Source organism: Methylophilus sp. YYY-1 (genome assembly GCF_029132825.1).
GTDB classification, from domain to species: domain Bacteria; phylum Pseudomonadota; class Gammaproteobacteria; order Burkholderiales; family Methylophilaceae; genus Methylophilus; species Methylophilus glucosoxydans.
The window spans coordinates 1-20,797 of sequence record NZ_WOVG01000002.1 but is presented as its reverse complement, the minus strand read 5'-3'; the positions used below and the strand labels follow the sequence as shown (position 1 = coordinate 20,797).

Genomic DNA, 20,797 nt, shown 5'->3' with positions numbered 1-20,797 from the left:
TCAGAGCGAGCAACTTATTCAGCTGCTGGCGCTTCTTCTCTTGCAGGTGGATCGATCAGGGCTTTCATGCTCAAACGCACTTTGCCTTTGTCGTCCAACTCAACCACTTTCACTTTTACAATGTCACCCTCTTTGAGGTAATCGCTGACCGCTTTCACGCGCTCGTGAGCAATTTGTGAAATGTGTACCAGACCATCTTTACCTGGCATCAAGGTCACCACTGCACCGAAGTCCAGAATCTTGACCACTGGGCCTTCGTAGATCTGGCCGACTTCCACCTCGGCAGTGATCTGCGCGATACGGCGTTGGGCTTCAGCGCCTTCGTCCGCATTGGTGCACGCGATCTTCACGGTACCGTCATCTTCAATGTCGATGCTGGTGTTGGTTTCTTTGGTCAGTGCCTGAATCACAGCGCCACCTTTACCGATCACGTCACGGATTTTGTCCGGATTGATCTTCATGGTGATGATGCGTGGGGCAAACTGTGACATTTCGGTGTTTACGCCAGACACGGCTTGCTTCATCAAGCCCAGAATATGCGCGCGGCCTTCTTTGGCTTGTGCCAGGGCCACTTGCATGATCTGTGCCGTAATGCCAGTGATCTTGATGTCCATTTGCAGGGCGGTCACACCTTTGTCGGTACCGGCCACTTTAAAGTCCATGTCACCCAGGTGATCTTCGTCACCCAGAATGTCGGTCAGCACTGCAACGCGGTTGCCTTCCTTGATCAGGCCCATGGCCACACCTGCCACGTGGGCAGTCAATGGCACACCGGCGTCCAGCATGGAGAGGCAGCCACCACAGACAGACGCCATGGAGCTGGAACCGTTAGACTCAGTGATCTCGGACACGACACGCAGGGTGTAGTCAAAGTCTTCTTTCTTAGGCAATACGGCTTTCAATGCACGTTTAGCCAGGTTACCGTGGCCGATTTCGCGGCGTTTTGGTGAACCAACACGACCCGTTTCGCCAGTGGCGAACGGAGGCATGTTGTAGTGCAGCATGAAGTTTTCGTAGTATTCGCCAGCCAGCGCGTCAATGATTTGCTCATCTTTGCCTGTACCCAAGGTCGTCACGACCAATGCCTGCGTTTCACCACGGGTAAACAGCGCAGAACCGTGGGTGCGTGGCAATACGCCGGAACGGATGGTGATCGGGCGCACGGTACGTGTGTCACGGCCATCAATACGTGGCTCGCCGTTCAAAATCTGGCTACGTACGGTTTTCGCTTCCAGCTTAAAGAACTCGTCTTTAATCTTGTTGGCTTCCAGCGTAGAAGTTTCTTCAGTGATCAAGGTGCTCATGACGCGGGACTTGATTTCGTCCAGCTTGGCAGAGCGCTCGCCTTTGGATTTGATTTTGAAGGCAGCGTTGATGTCTTCAGCCGCAATCGCTTCAATTTTTGCAATCAGCGCAGTGTCTGGCTCTGGTGGAGTCCAGTCCCAGGCATCTTTACCGGCTTCAGCAGCCAGTTCGTTGATCATTTTGATCACAGGTTGCATTTGCTCGTGACCGAATACAACCGCACCCAGCATCACGTCTTCTGGCAATTCTTTGGCTTCGGATTCCACCATCATCACAGCGGTTTCAGTCGCAGCCACGACCAAGTCCAGCGCGGACTCTTTCAGTTGTGTCGCCGTTGGGTTCAAGACGTATTCGCCATTGATATAACCCACTTTGACCGCACCCATTGGGCCGTAGAACGGGATACCTGCCAGCGCAACCGCAGCAGACGCACCGATCATGGCCGGGATGTCAGCATCAATTTCCGGATCCAGGGACAACACGGTCGCCACAATCTGCACTTCGTTATAAAACGCATCCGGGAACAGTGGACGCATAGGACGGTCGATCAAACGTGCCGTCAGGGTTTCTTTTTCGCTAGGACGGCCTTCACGCTTGAAGTAGCCGCCTGGAATGCGGCCAGCCGCATAGGTTTTTTCCTGATAATCCACAGTCAATGGAAAGAAATCCTGACCTTCTTTGACTTCGGTTTTTGCAGTTGCAGCCACCAGTACTACTGTATCGCCATAGCTCACCATGACGGCGCCATCTGCCTGGCGTGCGACTTCCCCGGTTTCAATGGTCAGGGTATGCGCACCAAGCTGGAGGCTTTTTCTCGTAATTTCAAACATTGTTTTTCCTTTATCTACCATGGCTATTCACTACCTAATAGCCAATCTCAACAATGAAAACCAGACTGCCAGTGCCGACACTCCACGCTTATGCATAGCATTGTGCGCGACAACTGACGCCCGGTTTCCCGATTTGCGGTGACTTCCATCAGCACGCTTTTTGTAAAAACCCTGCACAAAACGCACTCACAGAAGCCACCCCAGTTGGTGATATGAAAATCCCGAATATCAGCAATCTCAGGATTTTTAAAGCAAAAAAGCCGAGGCAGTCACCATGCCATCGGCTTTTATTTCGTTAAAAGTGAACTGGATTAAACGTCACTTTTAGCCAAATTATTTACGCAGATTCAAGCGCTCGATCAGCGTTTGATAGCGGCTAACGTCTTTACCTTTGAGGTAGTCGAGCAAGCGACGACGCTGGCTGACCAACGCCAACAGACCACGACGGGAGTGGTTGTCTTTTTTGTTGGATTTGAAGTGCTCGGTCAGGTAGCTGATACGGTATGTCAACAAAGCCACTTGTACTTCTGGGCTCGCTGTATCGTTAGCACTGCGTTGAAAATCTTTAATGATTTTTGCGGATTGTTCTGCGGTAATCGCCATCTTTATTTTCCTTGAGTTAGCGTCAATATCGTCGCAGCCAGACAACCCATTTGCCTACCGCACCGACATTCAATTTACACGAAACGCGCATTATAGCGGCAAGCGCCAGCCTTGCATAGGTTTTTATTACATTAAGTTTCTGTTTTTATGAATTAATTTGGCAGGCCTGCATGGTTGGGACGTTATAAAAAGTCCTCATAAAAATCGGCAGCCGCTGGCACCGCCCCGCGAATGCCACAAATGGAGGCGGCGAAACTGGCCGCGCGGGTCAAGATGGTGGGGCGCGACCAGCCCGCCAGCAAGCCGCGAATCACCACCGAGGTATAAGCATCGCCAGCGCCTACACTATCGACAAATGCCGTGCTCAAGCGCACCGGCGGCACGCGAAAACCCTGACCAAACCGGTCCAGCCAGAAACTGCCCTCTTCACCACAGGTGACAAACATTTCAGTCAAGCCACACACCATCAACAAGCGCCGGGCCAGCTCATTCACATCTGCCGCACCCGGCAGTCCAAGCAATTTACAGACTTCTGGCAACTCTTCATGATTGATTTTGAGAATATCGGCGGCCTGCAAGGCCATGCGTACGCTCTCCGCGTCATACCATGGCGCACGCAGGTTGATGTCGCACAGCACCGTGGCGGGCTGGCACAGCGCCAACCACTGCGCGGCAAGCGCCTGCATGGGTGCATGGCGCAAAGCCAGTGACCCGAAATACACCAGCCTCGGGGGATGTTTCAATGTGAGCGCCTCGACAGGCGGCCATTGCAGGTCATCATAGGCCTGCTGATCCAGAATCTCGAAGCGATGACCATCGGGGCCCAGATGCACCTTGACTTGCCCGGTCGGCAAACGCTCAGAGTGCTGCACCCCTTCGGTAGGCAGGCCACTCGCCTGCATTTCGGCCACAATACGTTCGCCCAGGGCATCTTGGCCGATGGCAGTGAGAAAGTGCACGGGCAAGCCAAATGCGTGACAATGGCGGGCAACATTATAAGGTGCGCCGCCGATGACCGTTTGCTCGGGAAACACATCCCCCAGCACCTCACCCAAAATCATGATCGAATCTGACATCTGTTTATCCTGCTTTTAATAACCAACCAATTGCCATACACGCTGGCAACAACCAAAGAATTGAAATCCGCTTGCCGACCAGCAACCACAGCGACAGCACCACCATGCTGGCAGCGGCGACATCTGGCGCATCGGGCCAGACCACGTGCCGGCTCAACGTGAGGGCCAGCGCCACCATGCTCGCGATCACCGCCGCACTGATGGCATGCAGCGGCGCAGTCCAACGCCATTGCTGGCGGGTACGCTCTATCCAGGGCGCCCCCAAAAACACCATGACAAAACTGGGCACAAACGTAAACCAGGTCGCAATCGTCGCCCCGATCAACCCCGCCTGCCAATCAGGCAAGGCCAGCCCGGCCTGCCAGGCCGCAACAAAGCCAATATAGGTGACCACCATAATCAGCGGGCCCGGCGTACTTTCGCCCAAGGCCAGGCCATCCAGCATCTGCTCCGTCGTCAACCAGTGGTAATGCTGCACACTGGCATCAAACACATAGGGCAAAACGGCATAGGCGCCGCCAAAAGTGAGAAACGCAGCCTGGCTAAAAAAAGCTGCCAGGCGGGTAAATAGATGTGACGGCCCATAATAAAACACTAAGGCCGCAGCGACACCTAAACCACATAGCACCCCCCAGATCAGCACTGTCGCTGTCCACCGACGCAAATCAGCCAGCCCGGCCAGCGCCGTGTTGTCATCAATCACACTTGGCGCCGACTGCATGGCCCTTGCCGCTGCATGGCCAACTGACGTTTCGACCCACTGCGGCCAATATTGTTGCACAGCAACGCCCAACACCGCGGCCAGCAGAATAATCACCGGGAATGGCAGATGGACCGTTTGCATGACCAAGGCCAGCAAAAACACGCCCCACAACCAGCGGGCGATCAGCACTTTTTTAGCCAGGCGCCAGGCGGCACAGCAGACCAGCGCGACTACCAGCGGCTTAACCCCATACAACAAAGCCGCGACGGCGGGCTGACTGCCCCACTGCATATACCCCCACGCCAGCGAGACCAGCAAGCCAAACGCGGGCAACACAAACAAACTGCCAGCCACAATGCCACCCCAGGCACCATGCAATAGCCAGCCCATATAGACTGCCATTTGCTGCGCCTCGGGGCCTGGCAACAGAATGCAATAGTTCAAGGCATGCAAAAATCTGGCCTCTGAAATCCAGCGCTTTTCTACCACCAGCGCCTGGTGCATCAGGGCAATTTGTGCCGCGGGCCCACCAACACTAATACAGCCCAGGCGCAACCAGTAGGCCCAAAATGCCCGTGCAGAAGGCTTCGCAGGCGCCTGCATTTCAGGCGGCGTCTCGACAATAGACATCAACCATTCCTTTTAAAACAGCGGCCTCAAATACCGCCTCGCAAGCATATCAGGATTTTTTTTAACTTTTGTGTGCATTCTTGGCGTTCTTTGCTATAATGCGCGTCTTGCGATTCGGGACACACCCAAATTGCTGTTGGCCAGATAGCTCAGTCGGTAGAGCAGAGGATTGAAAATCCTCGTGTCGGCAGTTCGATTCTGCCTCTGGCCACCACTCCTCCTGCCTTTCGGCACATTTCTTTTTCTGGGTTTGTTGATGTCATTAAAACACTTAACACCGGATGAATTACAGCCATTACTCAATGATCCCTCATTGTTGCTGATTGATATCCGCAATGATCACGAGCTTGTTTCCGGTATCTTGCCTGGTGCCATGCATTTGCCATTAGGACATCTGGCGACGATGTTTGATCAACTGCCGCAAGACAAAAAAATCGTGTTTTACTGCCGTAGCGGTGTACGCTCCATTTCTGCAGGTGAGTTTGCCTTGGCGCAAGGCTGCCACGATGTCTCGCATTTGGCGGGCGGCATTCTGGCTTGGGCTCAACACGGCTTGCCCATCGAGCCCGCTTAATTCAGAGACTCAGGATTGTTTATGCAATACGACAAAGAAGTAGATGCCCGCCACCTGAATTGCCCCCTGCCCATTTTGCGCTGCAAAAAGGCCCTGAACGAGTTGCAAGCAAACCAGGTACTCAAAATCACGGCCACGGACCCTGGTTCAAAGAAAGATTTTGATGCCTTTTGCCGCCAAACCGGCCACACCCTGATCGAGATGCAAGAGGCAGAAGGTGTTTTTACCTTCTGGCTACGCAAGCGCAGCCAGTAAACCCCTCTCCCGCGGACTGACACTCAGCCACTAACCGCACCAACCATCCATTCATCCGCTGCAGCGCAAAAAAAGGGCTTCCGAAGAAGCCCTGTGAGGAACGACGTTAACCCGTGGGTTAACGTGGTCTGCATGCCGAAACAACGATTGCCGCACTGGCGACTCAGGGACTCAACCTGACTTGCAGTTTGCCGGCATGGCTTCCGACAATCTGCACACTCCAGACGCAATCATTGTTATCTAAAGATGATTTCGGCAGCTTCACGCAAAACTTTAGGGCGCGTTCAAAAAAATTTAATAAAAAAGCCCGCCGATCAGGGCGGGCTTGTTCAATCAATTGAAACGCGATTGGAAATAAATTTATTTGGCGTTTTCCAGACTACCCATGGCTTTAGGGAAGGTCACCACGCCCCATGGCATATTTTTCACTTCAATCTGGTTCGTGACTTCAAGCTTATCTGCATCAATCACGAATACCGCATCAGACTTGCCGCAAGCCAACAGCACCTGCTTGTTGTCCGGGGTAAAACTAAAATGCCAGCACCGGTTACCGGTCGGCACTTCCTTGATTTTTTCAAAGGTCTTGGCATCAAACACCTGCAACAGTTTTGCTTTATTGGTGGCCACAAAAATCCGCTCACCCTTGCTGTCGTAGGCTATGCCGTATGGGGTCTCAGCCGTGTCTACCGTGCGTACCACATTAAAGTCTTTGTCCATCACCATAAACTTGTTACCAAACTCCAGCGTGGCCAGATAGGTATTGCCATCCGGAGAGACTTTGATGCCGCGCGGACGATCTCCATATTGATGGGTGAAAATGGTTTTGACCAGATCGCCAGTTTCGATGTTGTGTACAGTGACGGTATTGTCAGCTTCGTTCGTAATCACCAGCTGTTTGCCATCGGCCGAAAACTCCAGACCTTCGGTTTCTGGCCCGCCAGTAATTTCGCGGACTTTTTCACCTTTGGTCAGATCAACAATCGCAATCTTGGCTGGGACTTTTTCTTCATCGTCGTCATCGTCTTCTTCTGGCTTGCTGCCCGGCTTGGGTGGCGGACCAGCTTTAGAGCTAGGCTCGGACGAAACAAAAGCATAATTACCACTCACCCGCACAAACTCAGGGTTTTTGCCGACCTCAATCTGCTTGACGACTTCGCCTGTGGCGGTATCAATCACGGACACACTGCCATTTTCACGCGTCGCCACCACCAGTTGCTTGCCATCGTCTGTCAGAGCCAGGCCACGCGGGCCCTTGGCTTTCACATCCAGCATGCTGGTCACTTGCATGGTCGCCAAGTCAATCACGTCGACGCCGGCATCCTGGGTGGACACATAAGCCAACGTCTTACCAGAAGAACTTTCGCTAACAGCGCTCGTGGCCGCTGGCGTTTCCGGGGTTGGTGCGGACTCTTCTTGCTTGTTACAAGCGGTAACGCCAGCAAGCAAGGCCAGCAACCACACGCTGGTGCGCGCACGACGCGCCAATGATGAATTCAACATTTGCATTTATCTCCTGATTATTATTTAAGTCTCATCGCTCTAAAGTGCAGGCATTCCCTGCAAGAATCGTTCTCAGCCAGCCAATCAGCGCCATGGCTCGCATTCAGCTGACATCACCCACGGCGATGGCTGCAAACAACCACCATCATGGCTGCTATCAGCCCAAAAATAAACGATACGCCGGGTTATGGCTCTCATCCCAGTACGGGTAACCCAATTGCTGTAAAAACTGGGTAAAGGCTAGCTGATCCTCGGGCGGCACCTGCATGCCCACCAAAACCCGGCCAAAATCTGCCCCATGATTACGGTAGTGAAACAAACTGATGTTCCAGTTGTGACCCATGGATTCGAGAAAGTTCATTAAGGCGCCGGGTTTTTCAGGAAACTCAAAACGGTAAACCACCTCGTTTTGGACTTGTGGCGCATGCCCGCCCACCAGATGGCGCAAATGTAACTTGGCCATTTCGTTGTCGCTCAAATTAATGGTGGGCAAGCCCGCCGCCGCCAATTTGCCCGCGATAGCATCGGCCTCGGTCGGGTGATGCACCGCCAACCCGACAAAAATATGCGCTTGCTCGGTGTCAGCAAAACGGTAATTGAATTCGGTAATATTGCGCTGCCCTAACAGGCGGCAAAAACGCTTAAACGCGCCCGGGGTCTCAGGAATGGTGACGGCAAAGACCGCCTCCCGGCGTTCCCCCAACTCCGCGCGCTCGGCAATAAAGCGCAAGCGGTCAAAATTCATGTTGGCACCTGAAGCGACTGCGACCAGGGTTTTACCTTGACACTGTTCGCGTTGACTGTAGGCCTTCAAGCCAGCCACGGCCAGTGCCCCGGCCGGCTCAAGAATGCTGCGCGTATCCTCAAACACGTCTTTGATAGCGGCACAAATCGCATCGTTATCAACCACGATCATTTCATCGACATATTGCTGCACGAGCGCAAAGGTATGCTCGCCCACTTGCTTGACCGCAGCCCCATCTGCAAACAGGCCCACTTGTTCCAACATGACACGTTGGCCGAGCTTCAGTGATTCGGTCATGGCTTCGGCATCCTGCGCTTCGACGCCGATGACTTTGATTTCGGGGCGGACCGCTTTCAGATAGGCCGCCATCCCAGCCAGCAGACCACCACCGCCGACACAACAAAACACGGCTTCAATCGGCGCCGCATGATCCTGCACCAACTCCAGCGCAATGGTGCCCTGTCCGGCAATGACATCCGGATCATCGTAAGGATGCACAAAGGTCAAGCCTTCCCGTTGCTCGAGATCGAGCGCGTGCAAGTAGGCATCGGAATAACTGTCGCCAAACAACACCACTTCGGCACCGCGTGCGCGCACCGCATTGACCTTGATCGCTGGCGTGGTGGTCGGCATCACAATGACGGCACGGCAGCCCATTTTCTGCGCACTCAAGGCCACGCCCTGCGCATGGTTTCCGGCACTGGCGCAAATCACGCCACGTTGCAAAGCCTCAGCCGAGAGGTTGGCCATTTTGTTATAGGCACCGCGCAGCTTGAATGAAAATACCGGCTGCATATCTTCGCGCTTGAGCAACACCCGGTTATTCAGTCGCGAGGACAAGTTGGGCAATTCATCGAGCGGCGTATGTCTGGCAACGGCATAGACGTGGGAGTGTTCGATTTTTTCGCGGTAATTGATGGTCATGAAATGCGTGGAGATTTTAAAACCGCAAGGTTGCAGTGTATGATAGAGAATTGTTTGTATTATAAAGAATTAATCAAGGATTGAAGCACATGGCGATGGATAAAGCACAACAAGACGCATTGAAACTCGAAGTGGCAAAAGCAGCAGTCAATTATGTCAAGGATGGCATTATTGGTGTGGGCACCGGCTCAACTGCCAACTTTTTTATCGACGAACTGGCCAAAGTCAAACATAAAATCACCGGCGCAGTCGCCAGCTCCGAAGCCACCGCGCAACGCCTGCGTAACCACGGTATCGAGGTCTTTGACTTGAACAGCGTCGACAGCATGGATATCTATGTGGATGGCGCCGATGAAATCACCGAGCACATGCATATGCTCAAAGGCGGCGGCGGTGCATTGACCCGTGAAAAGATCGTGGCAGCTGTGGCCAAATCTTTCATCTGTATCTGCGACGAAAGCAAATTTGTACCCGTCTTGGGCAAGTTTCCCCTACCAGTAGAAGTATTACCGATGGCTCGCAGCCATGTGGCACGTGAACTGGTAAAACTGGGTGGTCAACCCCAATTGCGTGACTTCACGACTGACAACGGCAACTTGATCCTTGATGTGCATGGCTTGAGCATTACCGACCCGATTGCAATGGAAGCCAAGATCAACCAGATCGTAGGGGTGGTGACTAACGGCTTGTTCGCAGCACGCCCGGCCAATGTGTTGCTGCTGGCCACGCCAAACGGCGTTAAAACCCTGACCAAGTAATTGCAACTTCTGCACACTGAAAATTATCATACAGTTGTCATATTGGGCTGGTAATCTGCACCGGCACAATAATTAGGAAAAATTTGTCATGCAATTTGAACACACCTCTAAGCAATATGATGTTGAACTGGAGTCCGTCCGGGCTAAGGTTCTGGAAATGGGCGGGGTCGTTGAGCAGCAAATCGTCAATGCACTGGAGTCGCTGACCAACGCGGATGTCAATCTAGCCAAAGACGTCATGGAGCGCGATGCGCGTGTCAACGCTTTAGAGGTTCAGGTGGATGAAGACTGCAGCCATATTATTGCGCGCAGACAACCTGCAGCACGTGATTTGCGCATGATCATGATGATGGTGAAAACCATCACGGATCTGGAGCGGATTGGTGACGAAGCCACTAAGATTGCACGGACTGCCCAGCGTATCTACGAGCAAGACCGGATGTACAAACCACGGTTCAACGAGATCAAAACCATGGTTGGCATTGTGCGTGAAATGCTGCGTACATCGCTGGATTCATTTGCACGCCTGGATGTCAGCCAGACCGTGGAAGTCGCCAGACAGGATGAGCAGGTGGATGAACAATTCCGCGCCGCCATGCGTCAGTTGATCACATTCATGCTGGAAGATCCACGTACGATCTCGATGTCACTTGAAGTACTGTTTGTGGCAAAAGCCATTGAGCGCATTGGCGACCATGCGAAGAACATCTCGGAGTACGTGGTCTATATGGTCAAAGGCAAAGATATCCGTCATACCAGCCTGGAAGATATTCAGCGCGAGACGCAGTCGTAATAGACCGCAAATAAAAAGCACTCCGAGGAGTGCTTTTTATTTTTGTTGGCCGGGATACGGTTAAAGCCTCTTCGTTTTAACCTTTTTCACTAGGCAGAAGGAGGCACATAGCCAGTGGCAACATCTGCGCCTTCGCCAAAAAAGTACTTTTCGGTTTGCTCGGATAGATATTTACGTGCACTCGGGTCCGCAAGGCTCAAGCGGTTTTCATTGACCAGCATGGTCTGCTGTTTTAACCAGCCTGCCCAAGCTTCTTTAGACACATGCATATAAATCTTTTTACCCAGTTCTCCCGGATAAGGCGGAAAATCCATGCCTTCGAGCTCTTTGCCCAGTTTCACACATTGCACCAATCTTGCCATGTTCGATCCTCACTACACTGCTAAAAGCGCTATCATAGCGCATGTTAAAATCTGATGTTCGCAATTTTAGAGATAAGCCATGCAAAACAACACCCCTTCAGGTCACCAGGAAAGTCCATTCAAAGGCAAAACCGGCCTCCGGCGCTTGATTAATGCCTTTGGCTACTCCATGGATGGCTTCAAAGCCGCTTACAAGCATGAAGATGCTTTCCGTCAGGAGGTCTGGCTCTCGCTGGTGCTAATTCCTCTGGCATTTTACCTGGAGTCTGAAGCCCTGCACCGCATCCTGATGGTGGGCAGTGTGTTGCTGGTCATGATTGTGGAGCTGCTGAATTCGGCGGTTGAAGCGGTGGTAGACCGCGTGTCGATTGAACGGCATGCGCTGGCCAAGCGAGCCAAAGATATTGGCAGTGCTGCCGTGTTGTTGGCATTGATCAACTTGACGGTAGTCTGGGGCTTGATTTTATTCAATTAAATGACAACAGGCTGACCAAGTCAGCCTGTTGCTTTGATCTGTCGCGCCTCTGCGCGCCGCGTAATGCGGCGTCCAGAGGCGCAGTTAGTTCCACCGCTTAAAAGTCAGCGCGGGCGCCCACCAATACCGCCCTCGCGCCTGACGGGGCAATATCCTTCAGAAAAGAAGCGTGCTCACGGATCTCTTCATTGAGCAGGTTATTCGCCTTGGCAAACAACTCCACGTTATACTTCACCGGCAACTTGTATGCAACCAATGCACTGACATTGGTATAGGCATCCGTTTTGAGCTCGTTCTCGGCCACGTTATTCTGCTTAAAGGCATGCAGCACATCGACGCGAGCATTCCAGTTGCCCAGACGATAATCCAGTCCACCGCCCAATCTCAAGGGAGAGATTCTAGGCAAGTATTGATTATTACGCGTGTCTTTGGCATGCACGTAGTCACCGCGCATTTTTAATGTCCACTCGTCGTTCAAGGCAAACTTGCCTTCTAACTCCAAGCCCTTGAACAAGGCCGGAACCGCTCTAAACTGTGCTTCAGGCAACAGCTCGCCATCCACCGGCACCTCAATGCCTGTATTAAACAAGCCGATAAAGTTTTTAAATTTGGTGGCATACGCGCCTAGCGTCACACTGTGACCACCTGACTTCCATTTCAGCTGCGCATCAATACCGTTGGAGCGCTCTTTGCTGAGGTTAGTATTACCGACCTCCACCTGCCCAGTCGCAATATGTGGTCCATTCGCATACAGTTCAAAATAGCTAGGTGCACGCTCGTTATGCGACAAGTTGGTCGTCACACTCCAGGATTCATCAATGGTGTACAGCCCCCCCAGCGCAAAGCTATTGGGGTTAAAGTGTTTGCTAAACGCCTGGGTGAATTTATCATCGACATGGGAGTCTATCGAGGTATCGCCAAACCGCCCGCCAAAGGTGACTTTGTGTTTATCGATTGCATACTCTTCGTAGACATAAGCCCCTTGGTCCACGGTGGTGACACTAGGCACAAATGCCTCTTCGCCTAAGGCCTGAAAACGCGTGTTCTGGAACTGATAGCCGACCACCCCATTCAAGCCTGCCAGTGGGACATGGGTGGCTTCGAGGCTACCTTGTAAACCACGGTTTTTAAAAGTGGTTCCTACCACCCCACTCTCAACTTCTACGTGCTGGTAATCGGTGTAAGCCATTCTCACCTTGATTTTTTGCACAGGCCCCTTGAGTTCTCTCACTTCACCTGCCAATTCCGTACGTTTATTTTCCATATTGATTCTGACATTCTCTTCGGCCACGGTGCCGTAGTGGTTATTGGAGTCCGCATAGGAAATCCCCAGATAGCCTGTATCAAAGGTCCAGGAAGCACCCAATGCGCCGCCATTGGCCAGTGCAGAACTATTATTGAGCTTGTCCTTGCCGCGACTATCGCGCGCAGTACCATCGGCCAAACTCTTGCGCTTGGAAAGCGCATAGCCAGGAATCTCAAGATTGCTGGTTTCACGGCTGTAGATATCGGCATGCAATGCAAACAGGCCATTACCCACATCGACCACCGCAGCGCCATTGCGCGTATTGTCTGGCCCGCCAAACCTGGTTTCAGCGCGGCCGGTATAGCCATTAAGGGATTCTTTAGGGATACGGTGGTCAATGGCGTTGACGACACCGCCCATGGCACTGCCGCCATACAGCAACGCTGCCGGACCTCGCACCACATCAATTTGCTCAATAATCAATGGATCCACGCCCACTGCATGGTCAAAACTCAGTGACGAGGCATCCAGAATACCAACACCGTTTTGCATGATACGCACACGCTCGCCGTCCAGGCCACGGATAATCGGACGCGAAGCATTTGGACCAAACTGCGTGGCCGTCACGCCCGGAATGCCATTCAGGGTTTCACCCAGAGTCCCTTGACGACGCAAACTGAGCTCACGTCCGCCCAGTACCGAGACCGGCACCACCATATCATCCGATGCCACGCCCAGGGGATTGCCCGTGACAGGCACATTATCAATATCAAGGGTTTTCGCGTCTTCTGCCGAGACCAGCATGGGCGAGCTCAACGCCGCCATCAATGCCAGCCATAATGATTTTTGCTGCCCACGTGCAGACATCCTCTTTTGTAACATTTTCATTGTTTTTTCCAGACAAGGTCAGGCAGTGCTGTGTGCACTGCATAAATAGCTCACTCCAGCCGCAAGCGCGACCTGGAGAATGTATCGTCAAGGGTTAAACAATGGCAGGAGGGGCGCGTGCGGCATAGGCCGCGAGCGTTGGGCGCTGTATGGCAATCGCAAGGGCGCTGATGACAGCAAGATAGCTAAGCTCTGGCAAGCTCCATTGCAGGGCCTGCGTCATCACCCCGACGAGATGCGCGTAGGCGACACAGAGCCTGCATTGGTCTTTGCTTTGATGTTTGTCAGATTGCGAGTGTTGCGTCAGCTCTTTGAGATGGGTAATTTCATGTGTGACAAGGCCTATCTGCGTGATCGCAAACAACACTGCCAATAGAAAATACACATAAAAGCGCTTTAACATGTTGAATATACTAACATAAATTCTTACACACGGAATGCAACTCTATTGCATTTTTATGCAAAAGCCATGCGCTTTAGCGAGATGAGCAAGTGAAAAGCTAGAGATTAACGACGCGTTTGGGGGCAATACGGCCATCGCGCTGCTGCTGGCCGACCCCAAGAAACAAGCCGGAAGCACTATAAATACGTAAATCGCCCGCTGGGATAACGCCAGCCAGCCAGACTGGATTGCCTTGTTTGAAATAATAGGCGGCATCCTCATGCAGCTCGACTTTAGGCAGGATTTGAATGGCACTATCGACAGGCAGCAACAACGCATCGCGCTGCTCAATAGACATCTGCTCCAGAGCTTCTATCGTCACGGTCTCGGCGATTTGATAAGTGGCGGTCGCCGTACGGCGTAAAGCTGTGAGGTGCGCACCCACATTGAGTGCTTTACCGATATCCTCGCCTAAGGTACGGATATAAGTGCCTTTGCTACAACAGACTTCGATTTCTGCACTATTCTCAGCACAGGCCAAGACACGCAATGCATGAATGGTTACCTGACGCGGTGCACGTTCTAGCTCGACACCATTACGCGCGTATTCATACAAAGGCTTACCGTTTACCTTGAGCGCAGAATACATGGGAGGCACTTGTGTAATTGACCCCAAAAACTGCGGCAACACGCGCTCAATCTCTGCACGCGACAGCTGGCAAGCCACCTCACTGACGACGTCACCCTCTTTATCTCCGGTGGTGGTGGTCACACCAAACTTGACAGTCGCCACATAAGTTTTGTTTTCATCCGTCAGGTGTTGTGCAAATTTGGTAGCTTCGCCCAAGCAGATCGGCAACACGCCAGTTGCAAGAGGATCCAAGGTCCCGGTATGTCCGGCTTTTTGGGCCTGATATAACCATTTGACCTTTTGCAGGGCCTGATTGGATGAAAAGCCATAGGGCTTGTCCAGCAACAACACGCCACTGACGGCACGTTTAATGCGTTTGGTTTGCATAGCGCGGAGGTGAAAATTATTCTTGCGGAGGGGTATCAGACAAAGCGTCGCTGATCAGCTTGTCCATGTGCATCCCACGATCTATGGATTCATCATAGACAAAATGCAACTGCGGGACAGTACGGATCATCATGCGCTTGCCCAGCTGCGTACGCAAAAAGCCGGCGGCTTTCTCCAGGCCGGCTTGCAGGCCTTTGCTATTCTTCTGCGCGGTGTAAAAGACCTTGGCATGTGCCATATCACCCGCCACCTCAACCCCGGTCAAGGTGACCATCTGCACACGCGGGTCCTTGATCTCAAACATGAGCAAATCCGCCAGTTCACGGCGCATTTGCTCAGAGATGCGGTCATTTCTTGAAAATGCTTTAGCCATTAGAGTGTTCTGGCCACTTCAACGACTTCATAAACTTCAAGAATATCGCCGACTTCAATCTCATTGTAGTTCTTGAGAGACAAGCCGCACTCAAAGTTATTTTTAACTTCTTTAACGTCATCTTTGAAGCGCTTGAGGGAGTCGAGCTCACCCGTATGGATAATGACATTGTTACGCAGCAAACGGACTTTGGAGTTACGTTTAACCACGCCATCCTGTACATAACAACCGGCCACTGCACCCACTTTGGAGATCCGGTATACCTCGCGGATTTCTACCGTACCAATCATTTGCTCTTTCTGCTCTGGTGCAAGCATGCCACCCAACGCCGCTTTGATCTCGTCCACAGCTTCGTAAATGATGTTGTAGTAACGCAGGTCGACATCCAGATTCTCAACCAGCTTACGTGCGCCGGCATCTGCCCGGACGTTAAAGCCGATCAGTACCGCACTTGAAGCGGCGGCCAGGTTCACATCAGACTCACTGATGGCACCCACGCCGGTGTGAATAATATTCACACGTACTTCGCTGGTAGACAGTTTTTGCAGGCTGGTGGTCAAGGCTTCGTAAGAGCCCTGTACATCTGATTTGATAATCAGGTTCAGGGTTTGTACTTCGCCTTCAGCCATCTGCTCAAACATGTTTTCAAGTTTGGCCGCCTGCTGCTTGGCCAGTTTCACATCGCGGAACTTGCCCTGACGGAACAAAGCAATTTCACGCGCCTTGCGCTCGTCGTTCAAGACGATGGTTTCTTCACCAGCACTTGGCACATCAGACAAGCCCAGAACTTCTACCGGAATAGACGGGCCGGCTTCTTTAATGTCGTTGCCATTCTCGTCAAGCATGGCACGCACACGGCCATAAGCCGTACCTGCCAGCAGCATATCGCCGCGGCGCAGGATACCTGACTGCACCAGAACGGTAGACACCGGACCACGTCCTTTGTCCAGACGACCTTCAATGACCAGGCCTTTGGCTGGCGTATTGAGCGGGGCTTTCAACTCAAGCACTTCCGCTTGCAGCAACACGGCTTCCAACAACTCATCAATGCCTTTACCGGTTTTGGCAGACACTTCACGGAACATGGTATCGCCACCGTACTCTTCTGGCACCACCTCATGTGAGATCAGCTCGCTTTTCACGCGCTCTGGCTGGGCTTCCGGTTTATCAATCTTGTTAATCGCCACCACGATAGGCACATTACCTGCCTTGGCATGGTGTATCGCTTCAATCGTTTGTGGCATCACGCCATCATCAGCCGATACCACCAGAATCACGATATCGGTCGCCTTCGCACCACGGGCACGCATAGCGGTAAAAGCCTCGTGGCCAGGGGTATCCAGGAAGGTCACCATGCCGCGTGGCGTTTCCACGTGGTAAGCACCGATATGCTGGGTAATGCCGCCTGCTTCACCTGAAGCCACGCGACTGCGGCGGATATAGTCTAGCAAGGAGGTTTTACCATGGTCAACGTGACCCATGACCGTGACCACCGGTGGACGTGATTCCAGAATCGCTTCAACGCCTTCGGTTTCCTCCAGGAAGCTTTCAGGATCATTCGCAGCCGCGGCTTGCGCTTTGTGACCCATTTCTTCGACCAGAATAATCGCAGTGTCTTGATCCAGCACCTGGTTGATGGTCACCATCATGCCCATTTTCATTAAGGCCTTGATCACTTCCGCCGCTTTGACAGACATTTTGTGCGCCAAATCCGCAACCGAAATGGTCTCCGGCACCATCACCTCTTTGATGATAGGTTCGGTTGGTGCATTAAAGGCGTGCTGATCATCTTTATTGGATTTGTGATGCTTGCCCTTAGGGGTGCGCCAGCCTTGAGCGCCGCCAGCAGGTGCATCACCACGGGTTTTAATGCCGCGTTTTTTGTTCTCGTTTTCATTCCAGTCGCGGTTGTCGGTCTTGGCTTTTTTATCTTTATTTTCTGGCTTGTCTGTTGCTTTGGCAGCGGGCTTGTGTAGCGTCCCTTCAGACAACTTGGTGGCTGCGGGTTTATTCTTCGCAGCCTCGGCCTCTGCCTGGCGCTTGGCTTCCTCTTCTGCGCGACGTTGTGTCAACGCTTGCTTGCGCTTGATATCTTCTGCCTGCAAGGCAGCCAGCTTGGCCGCACGCGAAGCTTCTTGTTCACGTAAGGCAATCTCCTGCGCCGACAGAACCACGCCTTTTTTCACAGGGGCTGGGGCTTCTACGACTGGTGTAAGTGCTGGTGCCTCAACTACTGGCTCAGGTTCTGGCTCTGGCTCAGGTTCAGCCACGACCTCAACGATCTCTTCGATCACAGGTTCTTCCACCACGACCGGCTCAACCTCTACGGGCAAGCTCTCCAGAACTTCTGCTGGTACTGGCTCGGCTTCATCATAAGCAGCGGCATCCACAGGCGGCTCATAGCCCAGCTCAGGGCGCTCCAGCACGCGTTTTTTACGCACTTCCACCTGAATCGTACGGGCTTTACCTGAGCTATCCAGCTTTTTGATTTCGGTGTTCTGCTTACGGGTCAGTGTGATCTTGTTTTTAGGCGCGTTACCTGCCCCATGCTCTTTACGCAAGTAATCCAGCAAGGCAGCCTTGTCACCCTCTTCCAGGAAATCATCCACAGACGTTTTATGAACGCCTGCGCTTTTCAGTTGCTCGATAAGAAGAGTCGTTGGAAGACCCAGCTCGGCGGCAAATTGTGCGACGGTTGAAAGTGCCATGTACTGCTCCAGTTCAATTACTTTATTTTTTAATTAAGAGGTATGCATGATGTTTTAAACGCATAGGTTATTTAAAACGCCTGGTTACTTAAACCAGGGTGCTCGCGCCGTCATAATCAATGACTTCGCACGCTCTTCATCTATTCCGGTCAACTCAACCAGCTCATCGACTGCCAGTTCGGCCAGATCTTCGCTGGTATGAATCTCGCTGGCTGCCAGTTTATGGGCAGTGTCTGCATCCATACCGTCCAGCGTCATCAGGTCGTTGGTGTCTTCTTCAACTTTTTCTTCTTTGGCAATCGCCTCGGTTAACAAGGCAGCACGTGCGCGTGAACGTAACTCATTGATCGTGTCTTCATCAAAGGCCTCGATTTCAGCCATCTCTGCCAAAGGCACGTAGGCAATCTCTTCCAGTGTGCTAAAGCCTTCCTGCACCAGGATATCCGCCACTTCTTCGTCCACATCCAGCTTCTCGATAAACAATTGGCTGATTTTGGCATACTCGTCCTGACTCTTCTGCGCAGCCGCTTCTTCGGTCAGGATATTCAGGTTCCAGCCAGTCAGTTCCGACGCCAGACGCACGTTTTGACCGTTGCGCCCAATCGCTACCGCCAATTGCTCTTCGTTCACCACCACATCCATGCTGTGTGCATCTTCATCGACCACAATCGACGTCACTTCAGCTGGCGCCAAGGCATTAATGACAAACTGTGCCGGATCCATGCTCCACAATACGATATCCACGCGCTCGCCACCGAGCTCAGAAGTCACCGCTTGTACACGGGAGCCACGCATGCCCACGCAAGTCCCCACAGGATCCAGGCGCTGGTCATTGGTTTTAACCGCAATTTTGGAACGCAAGCCAGGATCACGCGCCGCAGAACGAATCTCCAGCAGGCCTTCTTCGATTTCAGGCACTTCCAGCTCAAACAAACGCTTGAGGAACTCGGGAGCGACACGCGACAGGATCAGTTGCGGCCCACGGCCACCACGGTCCACGCGTGACAGATAAGCACGCACACGGTCACCCACGCGCAGGTTTTCTTTTTGAATCATGGCTTCACGTGGCAGCAGGCACTCAATACGGCCTACTTCAATAATCGCATTGCCTTTTTCCATCCGCTTGATCACGCCAGTGACCAGGCTTTCGCCACGCGCCAAAAAGTCCTGGATCATTTGCTCACGCTCAGCTTCGCGCACCTTCTGCAAAATCACCTGTTTTGCTGCCTGTGCGCCAATGCGGCCAAACGAGATCGACTCTAATGGCTCTTCGTAATAGTCGCCAATTTGTCTGCCAGCAGCACGTTCGTCTTCTTCATCAAACTGGTAAGCCGAGCTTTCCAGCAGGTCATATTCTACATATTGCCAGCGTCTAAAGGTTTTGTAATCTCCGGTTTCACGGTCAATTTCGACACGAATATCTGCGCCTTCTTCATGGTTCTTTTTCGTCGCCGAAGCCAATGCCAATTCCAGGGCAGTAAAGATTACCTCTTTATCCACGTTTTTTTCATGGGCCAGGGCATCAACCAACAACAATAATTCACGACTCATCGTAATCTCCAACTCACCGTACGGATTAGCTAAAACAAATTAATCAAAAACCGGGCTCAATCGAGCCTTATCTATATTATCCAGCGACAATCTATAAACCCAGCCATCGCACTCAATCAACACTTTCCCCTCGTCAACGCCTTGCAACTGCCCCAAAAAAGTCTTTCTGGGCAATGTGGTTGGCGTTGCTTTAGGGCCATCATCCGGAATTCCCACTCGCAATTTGATTTGTGCACGCTCACCAGTAAAACGCACAAAATCACGTTCCTTGCGCAACACACGATCCAGACCGGCAGAAGAGACTTCCAGGCGGTCATAATCGATATCCAGCTCTACCGTCAGCACGTTGCCAAGCTGGTTGCTCACCAGAACACAATCATCAATCGTAACGCTGTCCTTATTGTCTTTGGGTGTCAGCTTGTCGATGAACACGCGCAATAACTTGCCACGATTGGCTGCCTCAAAATCAACCAGCTCGTATCCTAACTGCGTGACTGTCTTTTCAACTACCGAATGCAAATTTTGCATACGCACCCTTAATTCAAAACGTTACGTCCAAAAACAAAAAATGGGCGTAACGCCCATCTATCATTTTGATTATACCAAAATTCCTTTTAAATTCAAAGTAACAGATGGCGCAATGGCAGGGTCGGACGGGGTTTGTTTGACGTCTACGGCCTGTAGTAGCCCGAACGGGTCAATGACATACGCCTGTGTATTTTTTAAGATGTGTGTAAAAGAGGGAGAAGCAACAGATCAACAACCGCTTGAGCGGTGTCAATTATATTTCAAGCTGCAGTGCAGCGCTTAAGTTTTCATGGCAGTCTATTTTGAGTTGATCTTAATAGACACTTCAACCCGGTGCTTGCACCGGGTTTTTTTCTGCCTGACCTTCATCTGCCTACCGCTTACAGGCAATAAAAAAGCCCCCGACATTGCTGCCGAGGGCTTTTTAGAATAGGAGCTTGGGGATGACCTACTTTCGCATACGAAGAGTACACTATCATTGGCGCAAGTTCGTTTCACGGCCCTGTTCGAGATGGGAAGGGGTGGTTCCAAACTGCTATTGTCCCCAAACATAACTGGTAATGTTATGCA

General features: G+C 52.1%; 19 protein-coding genes, 1 tRNA gene and 1 rRNA gene. 6 read left to right on the top strand and 15 right to left on the bottom strand.

Annotated elements, in window-relative coordinates; genetic code table 11:
- Window positions 1–14: 14 nt before the first annotated feature.
- The 4 genes from pnp to chrA form a co-directional block, all read right to left on the bottom strand.
- Window positions 15–2,135 (bottom strand): polyribonucleotide nucleotidyltransferase, encoded by a 2,121-nt coding sequence (gene pnp / locus GOC95_RS06700; protein ID WP_194749761.1) that lies wholly within the window; start codon window positions 2,133–2,135, stop codon window positions 15–17.
- Between the two features lie 333 nt (window positions 2,136–2,468).
- Entirely contained in the window at window positions 2,469–2,738 is a 270-nt protein-coding gene (rpsO, locus tag GOC95_RS06695) for a 30S ribosomal protein S15 (protein ID WP_194749762.1), read from the bottom strand.
- Window positions 2,739–2,920: 182 nt separating this feature from the next.
- Window positions 2,921–3,814 carry a PfkB family carbohydrate kinase gene (locus GOC95_RS06690; protein WP_275356414.1) on the bottom strand — a complete coding sequence of 298 codons (894 nt, stop codon included), beginning with the start codon at window positions 3,812–3,814 and terminating at the stop codon, window positions 2,921–2,923.
- 4 nt (window positions 3,815–3,818) lie between these two features.
- Window positions 3,819–5,147 carry a chromate efflux transporter gene (gene chrA, locus GOC95_RS06685; protein WP_275356413.1) on the bottom strand — a complete coding sequence of 443 codons (1,329 nt, stop codon included), beginning with the start codon at window positions 5,145–5,147 and terminating at the stop codon, window positions 3,819–3,821.
- A 138-nt stretch (window positions 5,148–5,285) separates the two neighbouring features.
- On the opposite strand from chrA, the gene GOC95_RS06680 reads away from it, so the two are divergent.
- From GOC95_RS06680 to GOC95_RS06670, 3 genes are all read left to right on the top strand, one after another.
- Window positions 5,286–5,361, top strand: a tRNA-Phe gene (locus tag GOC95_RS06680).
- A gap of 42 nt (window positions 5,362–5,403) precedes the next feature.
- Window positions 5,404–5,721 (top strand): rhodanese-like domain-containing protein, encoded by a 318-nt coding sequence (locus GOC95_RS06675; protein WP_275356412.1) that lies wholly within the window; start codon window positions 5,404–5,406, stop codon window positions 5,719–5,721.
- A gap of 21 nt (window positions 5,722–5,742) precedes the next feature.
- Window positions 5,743–5,976 (top strand): sulfurtransferase TusA family protein, encoded by a 234-nt coding sequence (locus GOC95_RS06670; protein ID WP_275356411.1) that lies wholly within the window; start codon window positions 5,743–5,745, stop codon window positions 5,974–5,976.
- Between the two features lie 360 nt (window positions 5,977–6,336).
- Here the strand turns inward: GOC95_RS06670 and GOC95_RS06665 are convergent, their stop codons facing one another.
- Both GOC95_RS06665 and ilvA read right to left on the bottom strand, forming a co-directional pair.
- Window positions 6,337–7,482 (bottom strand): glutaminyl-peptide cyclotransferase, encoded by a 1,146-nt coding sequence (locus tag GOC95_RS06665; RefSeq protein WP_275356410.1) that lies wholly within the window; start codon window positions 7,480–7,482, stop codon window positions 6,337–6,339.
- Between the two features lie 151 nt (window positions 7,483–7,633).
- The gene (ilvA, locus tag GOC95_RS06660; RefSeq protein WP_275356409.1) at window positions 7,634–9,145 is read right to left on the bottom strand and encodes a threonine ammonia-lyase, biosynthetic; all 1,512 of its coding nucleotides are present in this window, start codon (window positions 9,143–9,145) and stop codon (window positions 7,634–7,636) included.
- 95 nt (window positions 9,146–9,240) lie between these two features.
- Between ilvA and rpiA the strand changes: the two genes are divergently transcribed.
- Both rpiA and phoU read left to right on the top strand, forming a co-directional pair.
- Complete coding sequence (gene rpiA / locus GOC95_RS06655) at window positions 9,241–9,903, top strand: ribose-5-phosphate isomerase RpiA (RefSeq protein WP_194749787.1); 663 nt, start codon at window positions 9,241–9,243, stop codon at window positions 9,901–9,903.
- An 88-nt stretch (window positions 9,904–9,991) separates the two neighbouring features.
- Window positions 9,992–10,696 (top strand): phosphate signaling complex protein PhoU, encoded by a 705-nt coding sequence (gene phoU / locus GOC95_RS06650; RefSeq protein WP_275356408.1) that lies wholly within the window; start codon window positions 9,992–9,994, stop codon window positions 10,694–10,696.
- An 89-nt stretch (window positions 10,697–10,785) separates the two neighbouring features.
- Here the strand turns inward: phoU and GOC95_RS06645 are convergent, their stop codons facing one another.
- Window positions 10,786–11,058, bottom strand: a complete 273-nt coding sequence (locus tag GOC95_RS06645) for an oxidative damage protection protein (RefSeq protein ID WP_194749769.1) — start codon at window positions 11,056–11,058, stop codon at window positions 10,786–10,788.
- Window positions 11,059–11,137: 79 nt separating this feature from the next.
- Here GOC95_RS06645 and GOC95_RS06640 point away from each other — a divergent pair, with 79 nt between their 5' ends.
- Window positions 11,138–11,533, top strand: a complete 396-nt coding sequence (locus GOC95_RS06640) for a diacylglycerol kinase (protein ID WP_275356407.1) — start codon at window positions 11,138–11,140, stop codon at window positions 11,531–11,533.
- A gap of 97 nt (window positions 11,534–11,630) precedes the next feature.
- Here GOC95_RS06640 and GOC95_RS06635 read toward each other — a convergent pair whose 3' ends face one another.
- The 8 genes from GOC95_RS06635 to rrf all read right to left on the bottom strand — a co-directional run bounded on the left by GOC95_RS06635 (window position 11,631) and on the right by rrf (window position 20,776).
- Entirely contained in the window at window positions 11,631–13,661 is a 2,031-nt protein-coding gene (locus GOC95_RS06635) for a TonB-dependent receptor (RefSeq protein ID WP_275356791.1), read from the bottom strand.
- A gap of 100 nt (window positions 13,662–13,761) precedes the next feature.
- Window positions 13,762–14,070, bottom strand: a complete 309-nt coding sequence (locus GOC95_RS06630) for a hypothetical protein (protein WP_275356406.1) — start codon at window positions 14,068–14,070, stop codon at window positions 13,762–13,764.
- A 97-nt stretch (window positions 14,071–14,167) separates the two neighbouring features.
- Window positions 14,168–15,067 (bottom strand): tRNA pseudouridine(55) synthase TruB, encoded by a 900-nt coding sequence (truB, locus tag GOC95_RS06625; RefSeq protein WP_275356405.1) that lies wholly within the window; start codon window positions 15,065–15,067, stop codon window positions 14,168–14,170.
- 16 nt (window positions 15,068–15,083) lie between these two features.
- Window positions 15,084–15,440, bottom strand: a complete 357-nt coding sequence (gene rbfA, locus GOC95_RS06620; protein ID WP_194749773.1) for a 30S ribosome-binding factor RbfA — start codon at window positions 15,438–15,440, stop codon at window positions 15,084–15,086.
- A complete protein-coding gene (gene infB, locus GOC95_RS06615; protein ID WP_194749774.1) occupies window positions 15,440–18,148 on the bottom strand; it encodes a translation initiation factor IF-2 in 2,709 nt (902 codons plus the stop codon). The genes rbfA and infB overlap by 1 nt, the downstream gene beginning before the upstream one ends.
- Window positions 18,149–18,232: 84 nt before the next feature.
- A complete protein-coding gene (gene nusA / locus GOC95_RS06610) occupies window positions 18,233–19,699 on the bottom strand; it encodes a transcription termination factor NusA (protein ID WP_194749775.1) in 1,467 nt (488 codons plus the stop codon).
- A gap of 39 nt (window positions 19,700–19,738) precedes the next feature.
- Window positions 19,739–20,227: a ribosome maturation factor RimP gene (gene rimP, locus GOC95_RS06605; protein WP_275356403.1), complete on the bottom strand. Its 489-nt coding sequence runs from the start codon at window positions 20,225–20,227 to the stop codon at window positions 19,739–19,741.
- A 435-nt stretch (window positions 20,228–20,662) separates the two neighbouring features.
- Window positions 20,663–20,776, bottom strand: a 5S ribosomal RNA gene (gene rrf / locus GOC95_RS06600).
- Window positions 20,777–20,797: the final 21 nt, after the last annotated feature.